The 18,051-nt window shown below is 64.8% G+C and carries 13 protein-coding genes; 4 read left to right on the top strand and 9 right to left on the bottom strand.

What is annotated here, in order from left to right:
* Positions 1 to 33: 33 nt before the first annotated feature.
* On the bottom strand, positions 34 to 1,812 hold the full coding sequence (locus ABC969_RS12595) for an IlvD/Edd family dehydratase (protein WP_345865364.1): 1,779 nt from the start codon (positions 1,810 to 1,812) through the stop codon (positions 34 to 36).
* Positions 1,813 to 1,970: 158 nt separating this feature from the next.
* Positions 1,971 to 3,410 (bottom strand): mannitol dehydrogenase family protein, encoded by a 1,440-nt coding sequence (locus ABC969_RS12600; RefSeq protein ID WP_345865365.1) that lies wholly within the window; start codon positions 3,408 to 3,410, stop codon positions 1,971 to 1,973.
* 134 nt (positions 3,411 to 3,544) lie between these two features.
* Here ABC969_RS12600 and uxaC point away from each other — a divergent pair, with 134 nt between their 5' ends.
* Positions 3,545 to 4,978: a glucuronate isomerase gene (gene uxaC, locus ABC969_RS12605; RefSeq protein ID WP_345865366.1), complete on the top strand. Its 1,434-nt coding sequence runs from the start codon at positions 3,545 to 3,547 to the stop codon at positions 4,976 to 4,978.
* 13 nt (positions 4,979 to 4,991) lie between these two features.
* Positions 4,992 to 5,999, top strand: coding sequence for a sugar kinase (locus tag ABC969_RS12610; protein ID WP_345865367.1), 1,008 nt, complete (start codon positions 4,992 to 4,994; stop codon positions 5,997 to 5,999).
* Between the two features lie 87 nt (positions 6,000 to 6,086).
* Here ABC969_RS12610 and ABC969_RS12615 read toward each other — a convergent pair whose 3' ends face one another.
* Complete coding sequence (locus ABC969_RS12615; protein ID WP_345865368.1) at positions 6,087 to 9,323, bottom strand: TonB-dependent receptor; 3,237 nt, start codon at positions 9,321 to 9,323, stop codon at positions 6,087 to 6,089.
* 175 nt (positions 9,324 to 9,498) lie between these two features.
* Here ABC969_RS12615 and ABC969_RS12620 point away from each other — a divergent pair, with 175 nt between their 5' ends.
* Entirely contained in the window at positions 9,499 to 11,136 is a 1,638-nt protein-coding gene (locus ABC969_RS12620) for a GH35 family beta-galactosidase (protein ID WP_345865369.1), read from the top strand.
* A 9-nt stretch (positions 11,137 to 11,145) separates the two neighbouring features.
* On the opposite strand, the gene ABC969_RS12625 is transcribed toward ABC969_RS12620, so the two are convergent.
* Positions 11,146 to 12,450, bottom strand: a complete 1,305-nt coding sequence (locus tag ABC969_RS12625; protein WP_345865370.1) for an MFS transporter — start codon at positions 12,448 to 12,450, stop codon at positions 11,146 to 11,148.
* A gap of 4 nt (positions 12,451 to 12,454) precedes the next feature.
* Positions 12,455 to 13,666: a D-mannonate dehydratase ManD gene (gene manD, locus ABC969_RS12630; protein ID WP_345865371.1), complete on the bottom strand. Its 1,212-nt coding sequence runs from the start codon at positions 13,664 to 13,666 to the stop codon at positions 12,455 to 12,457.
* 227 nt (positions 13,667 to 13,893) lie between these two features.
* On the opposite strand from manD, the gene ABC969_RS12635 reads away from it, so the two are divergent.
* The gene (locus ABC969_RS12635; RefSeq protein WP_345865372.1) at positions 13,894 to 14,640 is read left to right on the top strand and encodes a FadR/GntR family transcriptional regulator; all 747 of its coding nucleotides are present in this window, start codon (positions 13,894 to 13,896) and stop codon (positions 14,638 to 14,640) included.
* 31 nt (positions 14,641 to 14,671) lie between these two features.
* Here the strand turns inward: ABC969_RS12635 and ABC969_RS12640 are convergent, their stop codons facing one another.
* The 4 genes from ABC969_RS12640 to ABC969_RS12655 all read right to left on the bottom strand — a co-directional run bounded on the left by ABC969_RS12640 (position 14,672) and on the right by ABC969_RS12655 (position 18,024).
* Positions 14,672 to 15,106, bottom strand: coding sequence for a glycoside hydrolase family protein (locus ABC969_RS12640; RefSeq protein WP_345865374.1), 435 nt, complete (start codon positions 15,104 to 15,106; stop codon positions 14,672 to 14,674).
* A gap of 221 nt (positions 15,107 to 15,327) precedes the next feature.
* Complete coding sequence (locus ABC969_RS12645; RefSeq protein ID WP_345865376.1) at positions 15,328 to 15,690, bottom strand: hypothetical protein; 363 nt, start codon at positions 15,688 to 15,690, stop codon at positions 15,328 to 15,330.
* Positions 15,691 to 15,693: 3 nt separating this feature from the next.
* On the bottom strand, positions 15,694 to 16,854 hold the full coding sequence (locus ABC969_RS12650; protein WP_345865377.1) for a glycoside hydrolase 5 family protein: 1,161 nt from the start codon (positions 16,852 to 16,854) through the stop codon (positions 15,694 to 15,696).
* A 24-nt stretch (positions 16,855 to 16,878) separates the two neighbouring features.
* On the bottom strand, positions 16,879 to 18,024 hold the full coding sequence (locus ABC969_RS12655; protein ID WP_345865378.1) for an aldose epimerase family protein: 1,146 nt from the start codon (positions 18,022 to 18,024) through the stop codon (positions 16,879 to 16,881).
* Between the last annotated feature and the right edge of the window lie 27 nt (positions 18,025 to 18,051).

An 18,051-nucleotide genomic window follows, 5' to 3' on the forward strand; every position in this document is an offset into this window, starting at 1 on the left:
CCGGCGGACTCCGGGGAAGGGCCAGTTTCGCGCTTAGTGGTTATGCCGCGGCGTCTTCGCCGCGATGCCGCGATACTTCACCGCGAAATCGAGCACCGCGCCGTCGCCCAATTGCCCGGTTTTCTCGCGGTACAGTTCCTCCCACGGGGTATTGCTGACCGGCACGGGCGGAGGCGGCTCAGTGCGGCGGCGGGCGATCTCCGCCTCCTCGACCAGCGCATCGCAGCGCCCGGCCTTGAGATCGATGCGGATCATGTCGCCGGTGTGCAACCATGACAGGCCACCGCCGACCGCGCTTTCCGGGCTGGCATTGAGGATCGATGGGCTGTCCGACGTGCCCGATTGCCGCCCGTCGCCCAGGGTCGGCAGCGTCATGATGCCGCGCTGGATGAGATGATCTGGCGGCTGCATGTTGACCACTTCGGCAGAGCCCGGCCAGCCGATCGGTCCGGCGCCGCGGATCACCAGGATGCAATTCTCGTCGATATCGAGCGCCGGATCGTTGATCCGATGGTGATAATCGTCCGATCCATCGAACACGATGGCGCGCGCCTCGAAGATATCCTCCGCGCCTTCATGCTGCAGATAGCGTTCGCGGAAGGCGGGCGAAATCACGCTGGTCTTCATGATCGCCACGTCGAACAGGTTGCCCGTCAGCACCAGGAAGCCGGCCTGCTCCTTCAGCGGCGTATCGAAGGCGCGGATCACTTCGCGGTCGCTGGCGGTGCGCCCGGAGAGGTTCTCCGCCATGCTATTTCCGGTCACGGTCAGGCAATCACCATCCAGTTTCCCGGCGCCGAGCAATTCGGTCATCACCGCGGGCACGCCCCCGGCGCGGTGGAAACGCTCGCCGAGGAAACGCCCGGCGGGCTGGACATCGACCAGCAACGGCAGATCATAGCCATGTTCGGACCAGTCCGCGGCGGTGATCTCCACCCCGGCATGCTGCGCCATGGCATGGATATGCGGCTGCGCGTTGGACGAGCCGCCGATCGCGGTGACCACGCGGATGGCGTTGAGAAAGCTGTCCCGCGTCAAAATGTGCGACGGGCGCAGATCCTCATACGCCATTTCGACGATGCGCCGGCCGGTCTCGTAGGCGAATTGCCCGCGCTCGCGATACGGCGCGGGGATCGCCGCGCAGCCGGTGAGCGACAGGCCGAGTGCTTCGGCCACGGCGTTCATCGTTGAGGCCGTGCCCATCGTGTTGCAATGCCCGGCGGAGGGCGCGCTATCGGTGGCGCGCTTGAGGAATTCCTCTTCGTCGATCTCGCCCGCCGCCAGCTTGCGGCGCGAGCGCCAGATCACCGTGCCCGAGCCGACCAGCTCGCCCTCGTGCCAGCCATCGAGCATGGGCCCGCCGGACAATACGATGGCGGGAATGTCGACGGTAGAGGCGGCCATGATGCCCGACGGCGTCGTCTTGTCGCACCCCGTCGTCAGCACCACGGCATCGATCGGATAGCCGTACAGCGTCTCGACCAGCCCGAGATAGGCAAGATTGCGATCAAGCGCGGCGGTTGGCCGGCGGCAATTCTCGAAGATCGGATGGACTGGAAACTCCATCGCGATGCCGCCCGCATCGCGGATGCCGTCGCGCACGCGGCGCGCCAGATCGAGATGGATGCGGTTGCACGGCGAAAGATCGCTCCCCGTTTGCGCGATGCCGATGATCGGCCGGCCCGAGCGCAATTCATCCGAGGTCAGCCCGTAATTCATGAAACGCTCGAGATAGAGCGCGGTCATGTCGGAGCGGGCGGGATCGGCGAACCAGTCGCGCGAACGAAAGGGGCGAATTGGTACGCGTTGCACAATCTATCTCCCGTCGGCGCCACTTGCCGGGCGCCACAGCTGTTATCGCTATCACCATAGCCTGGCGGGTCAAGCCTTGGGCCGTTCCGATCGGCCAGCCTTATCCGGCCAGTTACTTATCCAGATCAACAACGATCGTTAGAACCAGCAGAAGCGGATCAGGTTGCGGCGAGCGCGCCGCGCACATCGCCTGACAGCATCGCCGACACTGCGCGCTCCAGCGTCTCCAGCACTGCGGCATCCTCACGCAGATCGCGGCTCAAGCCGAGTTCGGCACCGGCCAGCCGTTCGATCACCGCGCGCGGCGTCCCGGCGCTGGCGGCCGCGATCAATGCCGTTGCTGAAGGATCGATGATCGGCGCCCCATCACGGCTGCGCTGGATCAGGAAAGCGATCCAGCCGCCCAGCGCCGCGATCACGCCCTGCGGCATCCGTCCCGCGCGACGATTGTCGCGCAGCGTATCGCCCAGCCGATACGGCATTTTCTGCGATCCATCCTGCGCGATCTGATCGAGCCGGTGGACGATGACCGGGTTGGCGAAGCGTTGCAGCACGGATTGGCGGTACGCATCGAGATCGAGCCCCGCGACCGGGGGCAACATCGGAATGATGTCGTCGCGGATCATGCGATCGACCAAGGCGGCAAGCTCGGGATCGGCCATCGCCTCGGCCACGCTGCTGCGCCCGCGCAACAACCCGGCATAGGCCAAGGTGGAATGCGCGCCATTGAGAATGCGCAATTTGGCGCGCTCGAACCCGCCGACATCAGGCGTGACGATAGCGCCTGCCGCGGCGAGATCAGGGCCCAATGGCCGGCCGATATCCTCGATCACCCATTGCGTGAACGATTCGCGCTGTACCGGCGCGGCATCCGCCATGCCGAGTGCGCTTGCCACCTGCGCCAGCAACGCCGCATCGCTGGCCGGGGTGATCGAATCGACCATCGTCGCGGGCACGCGCACTTCGCCCGCGATCCAGTCGCCTAGCCCGGCATCACGCGTCGCCGCGAACGCCACCAGCGCGGCGTGCAGCTTGGCGCCGTTGCCGGCGAGATTGTCGCACGGCATGGGCACGAACGGGGCGTGCCCCGCCGCGCGCCGCGCGGCCAGCCCGGCGACCAGCCAGCCGACCAGACTGCGCGGTGCATCCGTGCCGGCCAGATCGTGAAGGATATCGGGATGCGCGAGATCGAGCGTACCATCGACGGCGAGACAATAGCCTTTCTCGGTGACGGTCGAGGTGACCAGGCGCACGGCCGGATCGGCGAGCAGCGCGTGCGTTTGGCGCGCGCCATCGGGGCCGATGAAGCAGCTATGCGCAGCGATGACGCGGAGCGAGGAGGCGGCATCGCGGATCGCCAGCGTGTAGAGCCCGTCCTGCGCAGCGAGCGCCGCCACTGTTCCCGCGCTGCGCAACGCGACGGCGGCGATGGCCCAGCGGGGATCGGTATCAAGTACGGTATCAATATAACTTGCCTGATGCGCGCGGTGGAATGCGCCCGGGCCGAAATGCACGATGCCCGTGGCGACGGGCGGAACATGGCGGGGGGCGATTACCGTATCGGGCAAGCGATCGAGCGTGGTGTGGCACAGGTTCACGATATTCCTTCAGAGTCGTCGCGGTGGCTTACCAAGTGGTCTGACATATTTGCGCAATACCTTGCGTAAGAATCTGCCACCGCTTACCAATTTTATGCACCCGGCCCGTCGGGTCGACAAAAGGCAGACCTGACATGACCCGGCGACTGGAATTGCACCCCGACCGCCTGTTTCCCGCCGATCCGACGACGCGCAGCATCGCGCGCGCATTATATGCCGAGATTGCCCGCCTGCCGATCGTCAGCCCGCATGGCCATACCGATGCGCGCTGGTTCGCCGATAATATGCCATGGACCGACGCCACCTCGCTGTTGCTGGCGCCGGATCATTACATCTTTCGCATGCTCCACAGCCAGGGCATCGCGCTGGAGGCGCTGGCCATCCCCAGCCGCCAGGGCGTGCCGGCGACCGATCCGCGCGCCGCCTGGCGGGTGTTCGCGGAGCATATCCACCTGTTCCGCGGCACGCCGTCGCAATTGTGGCTCGATCATGTGTTCGCCGACGTGTTCGGCTTCGATATCGCGCTGGAGGCGGCCACCGCCGATTTGTATTACGATCGCATCGCCGAACTGCTCGCCACCGACGCCTTCCGCCCGCGTGCCCTGTTCGATCGCTTCCAGATCGATTTCCTCGCCACCACCGAAGGCGCGCAGGACGATCTCTCGGCGCATCATCGCATCCAGCAATCGGGCTGGCCGGGCCGCGTCGTCACCACCTATCGCCCGGATGGCGTGATCGATGTCGAGCATGAGGCGTTCAAGCCCGCGATGGCGCGCTTCGCCGAGCTGACTGGAGAGGACGTGTATGATTGGCCGGGTTACCTGGCCGCGCACCGCAAGCGCCGCGCCGATTTCCGCGCCGCCGGTGCCACCGCCACCGATCATGGCCACCCCACCGCCGCCACCGCCAATCTGACGCCGGCCGAGAGCGAAGCCTTGTTCGCCAAGATCACACGCGGTGATTGGACGCCCGCCGATGCCGAGCTGTTCCGCGCGCAGATGCTGACCGAGATGGCGGCGATGTCGATCGAGGACGGCATGGTCATGCAGCTGCACCCGGGATCGTTCCGCAATCACAATGCGGCGTTGTTCGCCAGCCATGGCCGCGACAAGGGCGCCGACATGCCGATGCGCGTCGATTATGTTGCCGCGCTGAAGCCGCTGCTCGATCGCTTCGGATCGTCGACCGATCTGTCGATCATCCTCTTTACGCTGGATGAATCGACCTATTCGCGTGAGCTGGCCCCGCTCGCTGGCCATTATCCCTGCCTCACGCTCGGCCCGCCCTGGTGGTTCCACGATTCGCCCGAGGGCATGCGCCGCTTCCGCGAAATGACCACCGAGACCGCCGGCTTCTACAACACCGCCGGGTTCAACGATGATACGCGCGCTTTCCTGTCGATCCCGGCGCGGCACGATGTCGCGCGGCGCATGGATTGCGGCTTCCTCGCGCAGCTCGTTGCCGAACACCGCCTCGCCGATTGGGAAGCGCTCGACCTTGCGCACGAATTAACGAGCGGACTGGTGCGCCGCGCCTACCGACTGGATCAGCCCACCAGCGGCGCCTGAACGGAAAGAGACCATGACCAAATTGCTCGCGTTCGGCGAAATCATGCTCCGCCTGTCACCGCCGGGGCGCGAATTGCTGATGCAATCGCCGCGGCTGGACGTGTGGGTGGCGGGTGCGGAAGCGAATGTCGTCACGCAACTGGCGCGGCTCGGCCATGATGTCGCGCTGGCCAGCATGGTGCCGGATAATGATCTGGGCCGCTCGGCGATCGCCACGCTGCGCGGGCACGGCGTGGACACCGCGGCGATCCAGCTCGGCGGCGAGCGCATGGGGCTGTATTACGTCACGTCGGGCGCGGGCATGCGCGCCACCGAAGTGATCTATGACCGCGCCTGGTCGTCCTTCGCCGAAGCGCCGGTCGCGGCGTGGCACTGGGACCGCTTGCTGGACGGCGTCGATCGGCTGCATCTTTCGGGGATCACCCCCGCGCTCGGCCCCGTGCCGGCGGCAAGCGCGCTGGCAGCGGTGCGCGCGGCGAGCGCGCGCGGCATCGCCGTGTCGTTCGATGGCAATTGGCGTGGCAAATTGTGGGAACTCTGGGATTCCGATCCGCGCGCGATCCTGACCGAACTGGTCGCGCATGCCGATCTGCTGTTCGGCAATCACCGCGACATCGCGCTGCTGCTGGATCGCGCCTTTTCGAGCAATGCCGGACAGCGCCGGCGCGAGGCCGCCGAGGCGGCGTTCGCAGCCTTTCCCAGGCTGCAGACGATCGCCTCCACCGCGCGGCATATCGAGCATGTCGATCTGCATCGCCTGTCGGCACGGATCGATACGCGCGGCGGGCACGCGCAGACCGACGAACTGGTGCTGGCCGGGATCGTCGATCGTATCGGTGGCGGCGATGCCTTTGCTGCCGGCGTGCTGCACGCGCTGCGAGGCGGCGCCGACAATCACGAGGCGGCGCGCACGGGCCTGGCGCTGGCCGCGCTCAAACATTCGCTGCCGGGCGACGCCAGCCTGTTCCGCCAGGCGGATCTCGACGCTTACCTCGCTGGCGGGCTCGACGTCCGCCGCTAGCCTCGTGCCAATGACGGCCAGCCCAGCTTAAAAAAAGGGCCGGCCAAACGGCCAGCCCTAGAGGTCCCTGGGGGAGGATCAGGAAGATCAGAAGCGGCCGCGGATACCGACCAGGACCGTGCGGCCGGGATTATATTCGTTGAATGCGGCATTATCGAACTGGAAGTAGCTGCGCTGCGCCTGCTTGGTGATGTTGATCACGTTGAGCACCAAGGTCGGCATGTAGCTGTTGCCAAAAATCTTGCCGAGATCGACATTGCCGGAGAAATCGAGCTGCGCATAATCGCGGCCGAAGATCGCCGCCGCCGGGATACCATTCTGGTTGAGCCCCGATCCTTGCGAGCCTTCGTTGTAGGTATAGGTCAGGCGCGTCGACAGGCCGTTGCCTTCATAATAGCCGGTCAGCGTATAGGTGGTCGGCGACACGCCGAGCGCGACGGCCGGCGCACCGGCACCCTCGCCCTTCTGGTCGATCAGCGTGAGATTGCCCTGGAAGCCGAACCCGCTCACGCCGATATATTGCGTGAGGAAATCGAGCGGCTGGGTCAGCTGGAATTCCAGCCCGTTAACCGTCAGCTTGCCATCCGAATTGACCTGCTGCTGGATCTGGATCGGCACTTGTTCAGGCGCCAGGCCGGCGGGCCGGCCACGATCGATCAGCGACTGCTGCTGCGCCTGGGTGAGGGAGGCGAAGGTGATGCCGTACGGCTCCAGCGTCGAGAACGGCACCGTGGTCAGGCCGTTGACGGTAAAGCCGGTGATCGACTTGCGGAACGCCGCAAACGCGATGACGCCTTCGCCCCCGGTATAATATTCAAAGCCGAGATCGATATTGTCCGAGATGTACGGATTAAGCGCATTGTTGCCCAGTGTGCCGACATCGGCGGAAGGCTGGACAAACGACGCGCCGGGCAACAGCTGGTTGGGATCCGGCCGGGTCAGCGTGCGCGACACCGATCCACGCGCCACCGCCTTGTTGCCGAAGCCATAGGCGATGCTCGCCGAGGGCAGGAAGTTGGAATAAAGCCGGTTGGTCTCGGTGAAATTGACCAGCACCGGATAGCACGACCCATCAAGCGCGAAAGTCGGGCTGATACCGGGGCAGCTCACCCCCGCGCGCGAGTTGCGCGGATCGGGCACGGTAGTGCGCCCGCCGACGATCTGCTGCGTGCGGACATAACGCACGCCGCCGTTGAGGCGGATCGTATCATTGTCGCGCACGTCGAAAATGCCGTTGGCCTCGACGAACGTGCCTGTCACCTTTTCGCGGATCAGGCCGCCATTGGCGCCGCTGCTGCCAGCACCCGTTTCGGTCGCGCCGGCCAACAGCGCATCATAATTGGTCGCGCCCTTGAACTTGTTCCAATCGACCGTGACGAAACCGTTGGCGCCCGGCAGCAGGAAGCTGGGCACTGCTGCGGTCGGGATGATCGACCCGCCATAGACCAGGGGCGCCGCACCGGCGGAAAAGCCGGTGCCATATGCCGCATAGGTTGGATAACCCGGCGGCGCGACGGTGCCCGGCACGTTGGCGCCATCGCAAATCGGCTGACGGTTCGGCCCCGGCAGCACGACGCTCGGATTGTTGCCACAAATCGCCGCCTGCCAGGGATTGGTGTTATCGAACGCGATGATGCGGCGCGAGGTATCGTCATAAGCGGCGCCGACCCGCACGCTGAAACGCTTCTCGTCGCCGAACAACAGGCTGCCGCGAATACCCTTGGTTTCGGTCTTGCGTTCCTCACCGTTGAGATTGACGCGACCGCCGCCGTTCCAGCCGAAATTGGCCGGGTTGTTGAGATCGATATTGCTCGTGACGGTGGGAATACCACTACCGGTATTCTCGTAATTCACCGTGACGCCACTGCTTGGCGGCGTGATCACCAGCACGGTGGGGCTTTCGCGGCGGAAATTGCTCTTGGTGTAATTGGCCTGCAGGTCGCCCTTGATGAAGTCGTTGACGACGAATTCCATGCCGGGATTGACGCCCCAATAATCCTGCGTGTCCTTATACGGGCGGTATTCGAGGAAGAATTGCGAATTGGCATACGTGCCGCCGGTCACGGTGCAGCCCGCCGCGCAATTGGCGTTGTCGTAAGTGGTGTCGAGCGGGATGGCCGCGCCGTTACGAACCACCCAGTTCATCGCCGTGCGCGTGAATTCGGTGTCGCGCTTCGCATACATGCCATCGACATAGAAGTGCAGTGCGTCGCTTGGACGCCATTCGAGCGACACCAGCCCGTTGTAGCGCGTGCGTTCGCCGATTTCGGTTCGCGGACGGCTGAGACGCGGCAGCAGCCCGTTGTCGATCTGCTCGATCGTCGCTCCTGGATTCTGCGCCAGCAGGAACGCTTGATCAATCACCGTGCCCGGCGTCAGCCCGTTACCGGCATTGACCGGCACCGTACCCGGAATGGTGAAATTGCCGCCACCGGTAGCGTTGCGCGTGGCCGAACTGCTTTGCGCTGCGGTGAGATTGGGGTTGGTGAAACCGATCGTCTCATAGCCATCGACCTGGAACCGGTTCTTGACCGCGGCGCCCCCCACGAGGATACCGAAATCGCCGAACGTCGCGCTGGCCAGCGCGTAACCGCGATAGCCCCATTTATCCGCCGCGCTGACCTTGGAGCCCTGCAGACCATAGCTGAAATACGGCTTGGGATTATCGAACGGCCGCGCCGATCGCAGATTGACCGTACCGGCCGCGCCGCCCTCGATCTGGCCGGCGGTCGGCGATTTGCTGACCGTCAACTGCGTGAACAATTCGGTCGGGATCAGATCGAGATCGACTTCGCGATTCGTGCTCTGCGCATCGAAGCGCACCGAAGCGATTGCCACCGGCGCCCCGTTAAGCAGCACGCGCGTGAAGTTCGTGCCCAGCCCGCGAATGGCGACGTTGGCGCCCTCGCCGGTCACTTCGCGGCTGATCGTCACGCCGGGGATGCGATTGACTGATTCAGCGATGTTGGTGTCGGGGAATTTGCCGATATCCTCGGCAAAGATCGTATCGGTAAAGCCGGTCGAGTTGCGCTTGGCGTTGGTTTGGCTCTGCAGCGAGGCGCGATAGCCGGTGACGACGATGTCCTCATTGCCGGTGGCCGAGGGATCGGCCGGCGCCTGATCGGCCGAGTTCATCTCGGTCGGCGCGGTGTTGCCGGCGCCATCCTGCGTCGTCGCGGTTGGCATGGTGGTCGCACTGCTGTTGGACGATGCGGTCGGCGCGCCTTGCGCGGGAACGGTCTGGGCGAGCGCCGGCCACGATACCGTGCCGAGCAGCAGCGCCAGCGGGGTGCCCGCGCGACGCAATGGTGATCCGTAAATCATCTCGATCCTCTCCCTGCGAGCGGCCGTCATTGCGGCCTGCTCATGCTATGCTGGCTATTGGTAGCGCTAACCAGTCTGGCAAGTCAACTATTGTTGTCCGGCCAATAATTGTTAGAACACCTTACAGCATCTGCCGGCGTGATAAGCCCGCTGCCGCCATAAAGGGAGAGGATCAATGATCCGCACGATCGCCGCTGTGATGGCGTTGACGATGATGATGCCGACCGCACCGGCCGCAGCCGAGGCACCGTCGCTGCGCCGCCAGGGCACCGCCACGCAATTGATCGTCGGTGGCCGGCCGATGCTCATTCTGGGCGGCGAACTGGGCAATTCCTCCGCCTCCAGCGCCGCGTACATGGCGCCGCATTGGGCCAAGCTGAAGGCGATGCACCTCAATACCGTGCTGGCGCCGGTCGCTTGGGAATTGATCGAGCCCCGCGAAGGCGTGTTCGATTGGTCGTCGGTCGATGCGCTGGTGCGCGATGCCCGCGCGCACGATTTGAAGCTCGTCATCCTGTGGTTTGGCGCGTGGAAAAATTCGATGTCGACCTATGTGCCCAGCTGGGTGAAACGCGATCAGACGCGCTTCCCGCGCGCCCAGCTCGCCGACGGTCGCGGGGTCGGTATCCTGTCCGCCTTCGCGCCCGACACGCTGGCCGCCGACCAGCGCGCTTATGCGGCGCTCCTCGGGCATCTGCGCGCGATCGACGAGCGGCAGAACACCGTGGTCATGGTGCAGGTCGAAAACGAGATCGGCATGTTGCCGGTGGCACGTGATCATGGCCCGCTCGCCGAGGCAGCGTTTCGCCAGCCCGTGCCCGTCGAGCTCATCTCCTACCTCACGGCGCACCGCGCCACGCTCGTTCCGGGCATGCAACGCCTGTGGATCGAGCGCGGCGCCAAGACGAGCGGCAGTTGGGAAGACCTGTTCGGCCGGGGCGATGCCGCAGCGGAGGTGTTCACCGCCTGGCATTATGCTCGCTTCGCCGACCAGCTCACCGCAGCCGGCAAAGCGCGCTATGCGCTGCCGATGTACGTCAACGTGGCGCTCAACCGCCCCGGCCGCGCGCCCGGCGAATATCCCAGCGGCGGGCCGCTACCGCACCTGATCGACGTGTGGAAAGCGGGCGCGCCGACGATCGATTTCATCGCCCCCGACATCTACTTTCCCAATTTCGTCGATCTGGTCGGGCGCTACAAACGGCCCGACAATCCGTTGTTCATCCCGGAGGCGAACAATGCCGACAATCCCGCCGGGCCGGCCAACGCCTTTTATGCGATCGGCGCGCACGATGCGATCGGCTACAGCCCATTCTCGATCGAGTCGATCGATGATGCGCCGGGCGCGCTCGGCGCCGCTTATGACGTGCTGACGCAGCTAACGCCGAGCATTCTCGCCGCGCAGGGGCTTGGCCGCATCGCCGGGTTCAAGCCCGCCGAACTGTATGACGGCACGGTGTTGTATGAACCGCAGACGCGCGATCTGGGGGGCTATCGCTTCACCATCGCTTATGCCGACATCCAGCGCCCGACGCTGGCGCCGACCACCGCTGCCGCCGGCGGCATGATCATCCAGATCGCGCCCGAAGAGTTCCTGGTCGCCGGGCAAGGCATCACCGTCACCTTTGCGCCGATCGGCGATGGTCCGTCGCAAGCCGGCCTCGACAGCGTGTGGGAAGGCGCGTTCGATGCGGCCGGCACGTGGCGACCGGCGCGCTTGTTGAATGGCGATCAGACGCATCAGGGCCGGCATGTCAGCTTGCCAACCGGCAGGTGGCAGATCCAGCGCGTCAAACTCTACCGCTACGATTGAGGCCGGCGCCTAGGCCGCCGCCAATCGCGCCGGATCGACCGGCGCGTAGCGCGGGACCAATAGGTGGATCACCAGCAAGGCGACGAAATAGGCGCAACCGGCGACCACGAAGATCGGGCCATAGCCGCCTACCCCGGCCAGGATCGTGCCGGCGAACTTGGCCATCAGCATGCCGCCCAGCGCGCCGGACAGGCCACCCAGCCCGATTACCGAGCCGCCCATGCCACGCGGAAAGAGATCGCCTGGCATCGCATAGACGTTGGCCGAAAAGCCCTGGTGGCACGCACAAGCGAGCCCGATCGCCAGCACGGCCCACCACATGCTGGGTGCCTGGGCCGCGAAGATCACCGGCAATGCGAACAATGCGCAGGCCGCCATGGCGGTTTTACGCGCGCGGTTCGGCGTCAGTCCGCGGCCCAACAGGCGTGACGAAAACCAGCCGCCGGCGACCGAGCCGACATCGGCAAGCACATAGATCGCCACCAAAGGCGGCCCGAAATCGAGCATCTTCACGCCATATTGCCGATTGAAGAAATCGGGCAGCCAGAACAGAAAGGTCCACCACACCGGATCGATCAGGAACCGGCCGAGCATATAGGCCCAAGTCTGGCGCAACTTCAGCAGCGTGCGCCATTTGACCGGCTTGGCCGGCGCGACGGGGTCGGCCTCGATCCAGGCCAGTTCCTCGGCGCTGACGCGCTTATGACGGCGCGGACTGCGATAGAAAGCCAGCCACGCAACCAGCCACAAAAGGGTCAGCGCGCCGGTGGCGATGAAGGCCATGCGCCAGCCAAAGGCGACCGCGATCACCGGCACGATCAACGGGGTCAGGATCGCGCCGACATTGGACCCGGCATTGAAAATCCCGATCGCCAGCGCGCGTTCGCGTTGCGGAAACCATTCGTTGGTCGCCGCAAGCGCCGCGGGGAAAGCGCCGGCCTCGCCGATCGCCAGTGGCAATCGCGCCCAGATCATCCCGCCCGCGCTGGTAAACAGGGCGTGCGCGACATGGCCGATGGTCCATAAGGTGACCGCGATGGTATAACCGATCTTGGCCCCGACCCGATCGACCAATCGACCGAACACGACATAGGCAATGCCGTAGGCCGCCTGGAAAGCAATGGCGAGATCGGCATAGCCTTGCTCGCTCCACTGATAGCGCGCCTGCAATTCAGGCTTGAGCGTCGGCAGCACCAAGCGATCGATATAGCTGAGCGCGACCGCCGCGAACAGCAACGCGCAGACGATCCACCGCACCCGGCCGCGGGGCTTTTCCATCACTTCTGTCGCCACCGTCGATGCCGCCTGCGTCATGCTCTTACCAGCTCCACAGCGTGCCATCCTCAAGCCGGTTCACCGGCAGAAACGCGCGCTTATAATCATAACCGGCGGCCAGCTCCTCATCGATATCGACGCCCAAGCCCGGCGCCTCGCCGGGATGCATCGTACCGTTTTCGAGGCGGTAGCTATGCGGGAAGACGGCATCGGTTTCGTCGGTGTGGCGCATATATTCCTGGATGCCGAAATTGGGCACCGACAGATCGAAATGCAGCGCCGCTGCCATGCACACGGGCGACAGATCGGTCGCGCCGTGGCAGCCGGTGCGGATCTGGTAGAGATCGGCCAGCGCGGCAATACGGCGCAGATGCGTGATGCCGCCAGCGTGCACCACGGTGGCCCGGATATAATCGATCAGTTGATTCTCGATCAGGCCCTTCGCGTCCCAGATCGAATTGAACACTTCGCCCACCGCCAGCGGGCTGGTGGTATGCTGGCGGATCAGCCGAAACGCGTCCTGGTTTTCGGCTGGCGTGGCATCTTCCAGCCAGAACGGCCGATACGGTTCCAGATCACGACCCAGCCGGCCGGCTTCGATCGGCGTCAGGCGATGATGGATATCATGCAACAAATGCACGTCCCACCCCAATGCCTCGCGCGCGGCCCCGAACAGCTCGGGCACCACGCGCAGATATTTGGACGTCGACCAGACGCTTTCGCTCGGCAGATCGGCATCGGCCGGTTCGTAGAAATAGCGATCCTTGCTGACGCCGTAGGTCGATGCCAGACCAGGCACACCGCATTGCAGCCGGATCGCCTTGAACCCCTGGCTTTGATACTCGAGCGCGGCCGCGATCGTATCCTCGATCGTCGCGCCATTGGCATGGCAATAGACCATTACGCTTTCGCGCGCGGCACCGCCGAGCAATTGATAGACCGGCAGGCCGGCGATCTTGCCCTTGATATCCCACAGCGCCATGTCGACCGCAGCGATCGCGGTCATCGTCACCGGCCCGCGCCGCCAATAGGCGCCCTTGTACAGAAACTGCCAGATATCCTCGATGCGGTGCGCGTCACGCCCGATCAGGCACGGCACGACGTGATCGGCCAGATAGCTCGCCACACTGAGCTCGCGCCCATTGAGCGTGGCATCGCCAACGCCGGTCGTGCCATTGTCACAGATGATCTTGAGCGTAACGAAGTTGCGACCCGGGCAAGTGACGATGACGCGGGCGTCGACGATTTTGGGCATGGAGGTAAAGACTCTTCAATCGGGAGGCACCTGGAGGGCGCGGAACGATGGGACAATGACGCAGCTCGGGCGCTGCCAGGCACATTCAGATGCCGTCGCTGCGGCCCGCTCTCCTCTCTATTGGTCATACAACCCTAACGACTTTGGCCTGTCAACCTGCGTGCGCGGCGCGCATCGCACGCGCCTAAGCCGTTGCGCCTGCCTCCATGATGGCAGTAAGATCTCTTATGGATCGGTCAGACAAACTTTATCGACGCGTGATCGACGGCGTCGTCGAACAATTGGCCGCGGGCAGATTTGCCATCGGCAGCCGCCTGCCCACCGAACGCGAACTGGCCGAGAGCTATGCCACCAGCCGGGCGACCGTGCGTGAGGCGATGGTAGCGCTGGAGATGATGGGCGTGGTCGAGATGCGCAAAGGATCGGGCATCTATGTCGCGTCGCTGCGTATGCCCGGCGCGCAGGCGGAGGCGCTGGATGTCGGTGCGTTCGAATTGCTCGAAGCGCGGCGCAGCATCGAGGCGGAAGTGGCCGCGGTGGCGGCGCGCCGGATCGACTCCGACGCCTTGCGCGAGTTGGACGCGTTGCTGGAGGCCATGACGGATCCCGATATCACGATCAGCGAGCGTGCCGATCGTGACTTCCACCTTGTCATTGCCGCTGCCACGGGCAACAGCGCGATGATCGCGGTCGTCACCGATCTATGGGCGATGCGCGACCGTTGCGAACTGGCGCGCACCATTCACCAGCGCGCGCGGGGCGGGGGCGAATTGCTGCGCGTGGAGGAACATCGCGCGGTTCTCGCCGCGTTGCGAGCGGGCGATGCCGACGCGGCCCGCAATGCGATGCGCCGCCACCTCGACGCGGTGATCGAGCATCTGCTGGCCAAAACCGAGCATGATGAAGTCGCCGCGGTGCGGCTTCGCAATGCCAGCCTGCGCGAGCGCATTTTCGCGCCAGACACCGCAGCGTAACGCGTACAACGCAGCGTTCTATGCGTGTTCGTTAACGCGCGTGCTCGGGAAATGCCGCGACGATCGCCTGATATTGCTGACGTGATATGGCGATCATCGATCCGTGCCGTGTGCCCGCGGGCATCTCATAGCGGTTCCATGCGGGCACGCCGCTATTCCCCGACATCTGATACCATGGGCCTTGCAACGTCGGTGCGGTCGACAGGCCGTAGCTCGTGCCGGCATACTGCTCGTAATATAGCAGCCAGTCCCGGGCGTTCGGCGCACGGACGATCGTTGGCGCCTCGCGGAAATTGGGGCTGAGCGGCGGGCCGGGCAGCGGATAGGGCCCAAGCAGTTTCGGCGCGCAGCTGATCCGGATGGTCTTGCCCGTGGTCCAGGCATAGGATGGATAGCGCTCATCCTTGATCACGACGCAATAGCCGCCGCGATCATCCGGCTGCACGATCGTGTCGATCGTCGCCATGTTCCAGGCGAACAGCCGGCGCGGCGGCTGCGCGAATGACTTCAGATCGGGCGACCGGACATACAGGGTACGCTGGCTGCCCCAATAGCGTTCGGGATCCTGCGCATCGCCATCCAGATTGGGGGTATGCCAGGTGAGCAGGAACTGGCCCGACGGCGTATCGTAGAACAGCTTCGGCGCACCGATCCGCGCCAGCGTGTGCGGATGGTCGGGGATATTCGTCAGATCGGGCCGGTAGGTGCCGAACGGCGCCCATCGCAGCAGATCGTCCGTACCCAGAAGCGGATCAGCGCATCGTCATCGCCCTTGTTGCCGACCAGATAATAACGGCCGTCGCCACCGCGCGCGATCGAGGCGTGACCGTGATAATCGGCCGACACCGGCGCGCCGCCGTTCAGCCGCGTCCAGTGCAGGCCATCGAGGCTGACCGAATAATAGAGCGCGCCATAATGCTCCTTGGTCATGTGCGCGAAGAGATACGCCCCGGCCGGATCGACAAAGGGCGCGACCGGCCCGCCCGGGGCCTGCGCCGCCGACGTTCCCGCCAGCAACGCGACCAGAAGCCCCAAGGCAAGCCGGCGCATGGATCAGCGGCGCTTGCGCGGCGCCTGCGCGATCGGCGTGGCGGGCGGGACGACGCCCTTGGGGGCTGCCGCCAGACGACGGATCAGATCGGTTTCCGCTTTGCGGTATGGCGTGCCGTCATTCCGGAACACTTCGTGGAACCAGATCGTCGGCTCGGCCATCGTATACGGCTTCTGCCAGCTGTCCCACGGCAGCCGCGTCTGCGTGCGGCCATCGACAAAGCCCCAGTTCATCATCGCGACATTGTAGCGCTTGGCGACCGGCAGCGAGCCATCGAAGGTCGAGCCGTTGCCGCGCGCCATATATTCGGTGCACAGGATCGGGCGGCCATACGGCAGCAATTGCTTGATCCGCCCCTCGAACGTCTCGGGCCAATTGTAGTCGTGGAACGTGATGACGTCAGATTGCGCGAGCTGCAATTTCTCCATCGGCGAGGATTTGCCGCCCGGCGCCCAGTCATCGCCCAGCCACACGCCCGAGGTGATCGGCTGGCTCGGCTCGGCATCGCGCGCCCAATCGAACACCTGCGCCAACATGGCGCGGACCAATGGCTCCTTGCCCTCCTGCCCTTTATACTGATCGGCACCGTTATCCGGCTCGTTCCACACATCCCAGCCGAGGATGCGATCATCCTGCGCGAACGCGCCGATGACGCCCTGCACATAGGCCTTGTAGCCCGGATAGCGGCTGCGATCGCGCAGGCCCGGCAGGCCCGGCCCCTGCACCCAGCCCGAATTGTGCACGCCCGGGATCGGCGGATGCTGCGGCCCGAGCTTGGGATCGGGATCCCAGCAGCTGTCAAACAGCACGAACAGCGGCTTGATGTTGTGCCGCTGCGCGATGGTCAGGAATTCGCCGATACGGCGCTCGAAGCCCTCGGGATCCTGCGTCCACAACTGATCGTGCAGGAACACGCGCATCGTGTTCATGCCAATGCCCTGCGCCAGGTTCAGTTCGTAATCGATGCGCTTGGGATCCCAGGTTGCTTCCTGCCACATCTCCAGCTGGTTGATCGCGCTGGCGGGGGTATAATTGGCGCCCACCAGCCAGGGCTGCTTGGTGTACCAGTTATTGGCCTGCGCCTCGCTCCAGCGCCCGCGCGCTTCGGCCGGGCTGGCGACGATCGCCGCGGTGGCGAGCAGCGCCGTGAAGAATAGTTTCATCTCGTGGATCTCCGGATACGTCGATCAGCGCTGAACGGTCAGCTTGTAGATCATCGTGTTCTTGTAGGTCTGGCCCGGGTTCAGCCGTACCGACGGGAAGTTGGGCTGATTGGGCGCATCGGGGAACAGCTGCGGCTCCATCACGATGGCATCGCCCATGCGATAGATCTGGCCCTTCTTGCCGGTGATCGTGCCGTTGAAGAAATTGCCGGAATAAAATTGCAGGCCAGGCTGGTTCGACCAAAGTTCGTACCCGCGCCCGGATACCGGCTCGACCACGCGCGCCATCAGATGCGTGGTGGGCGTCACCGCGTCGCCGATCACCCAATTGTGATCGTACCCGCGGCCGTACGCGATCTGCGGATCGCGCGCATCGCGCACCCGGTCGCCGATCGCGCGGGGCGTGCGGAAATCGAATACCGTGCCGGCCACCGGCACATGCTGCCCGGTCGGGATCGCGGTCGCATCGGTCGGCGTGTAGCGTTCGGCCGGGATGGTGACGATATGGCCCATCGCGCCGCGCGGCGCGCCCACGCCGGCCAGGTTCCAATAGGCATGGTTGGAGATGTTCACCACGGTCGGCCGATCGGTCGTCGCGCGATATTCGATCGTCAGCTGATTCTGCTCATCCAGCGCATAGGTCGCGAAGGTCGTCACCGTGCCGGGATAGCCCATGTCGCCATCGGGGCTGACATAGCGCAACGTGACCGACGCCGCCGGGCCGCTTTTTACTTCGGTGACTTCCCACAGTACCTTGTCGAAGCCCTTGGTGCCGCCGTGCAGCGAATTGGGGCCATCGTTGATCGGCGTCTTGTAGGTCTTGCCGTCGAGCGTGAAACGGCCCTTGGCGATGCGATTGGCGACGCGGCCGACGGTGGCGCCGAAGAATTCCGGCTTGGCCAGATAGCCGTCGAGCGTGTCGTAGCCGATCTGCACGTCTTCCACCTTGCCGGCCTTGTCGGGCATCAGCAGCGCCTGCAACGATGCGCCGAGCGCGATCACCGTGGCGGATACGCCGCGCGCGTTGGTCAGCGTCACCGCCGGCACGTCGCGGCCATCGGGCATTGTGCCGAAGCTCGCGCGCCTGGCGCTGGCGGCCTCGGCCGGGCTGGCGGCGAGGCCCATCGCGATGGAAACAAGCGCGGTGGCGGCGAAAAACGTGCGGTTCATCAGGATACCTCTCTGCTAATTCTTCGG

The sequence above is a fragment of the Sphingomonas qilianensis genome (assembly GCF_039614825.1).
Lineage (GTDB): Bacteria > Pseudomonadota > Alphaproteobacteria > Sphingomonadales > Sphingomonadaceae > Sphingomonas > Sphingomonas qilianensis.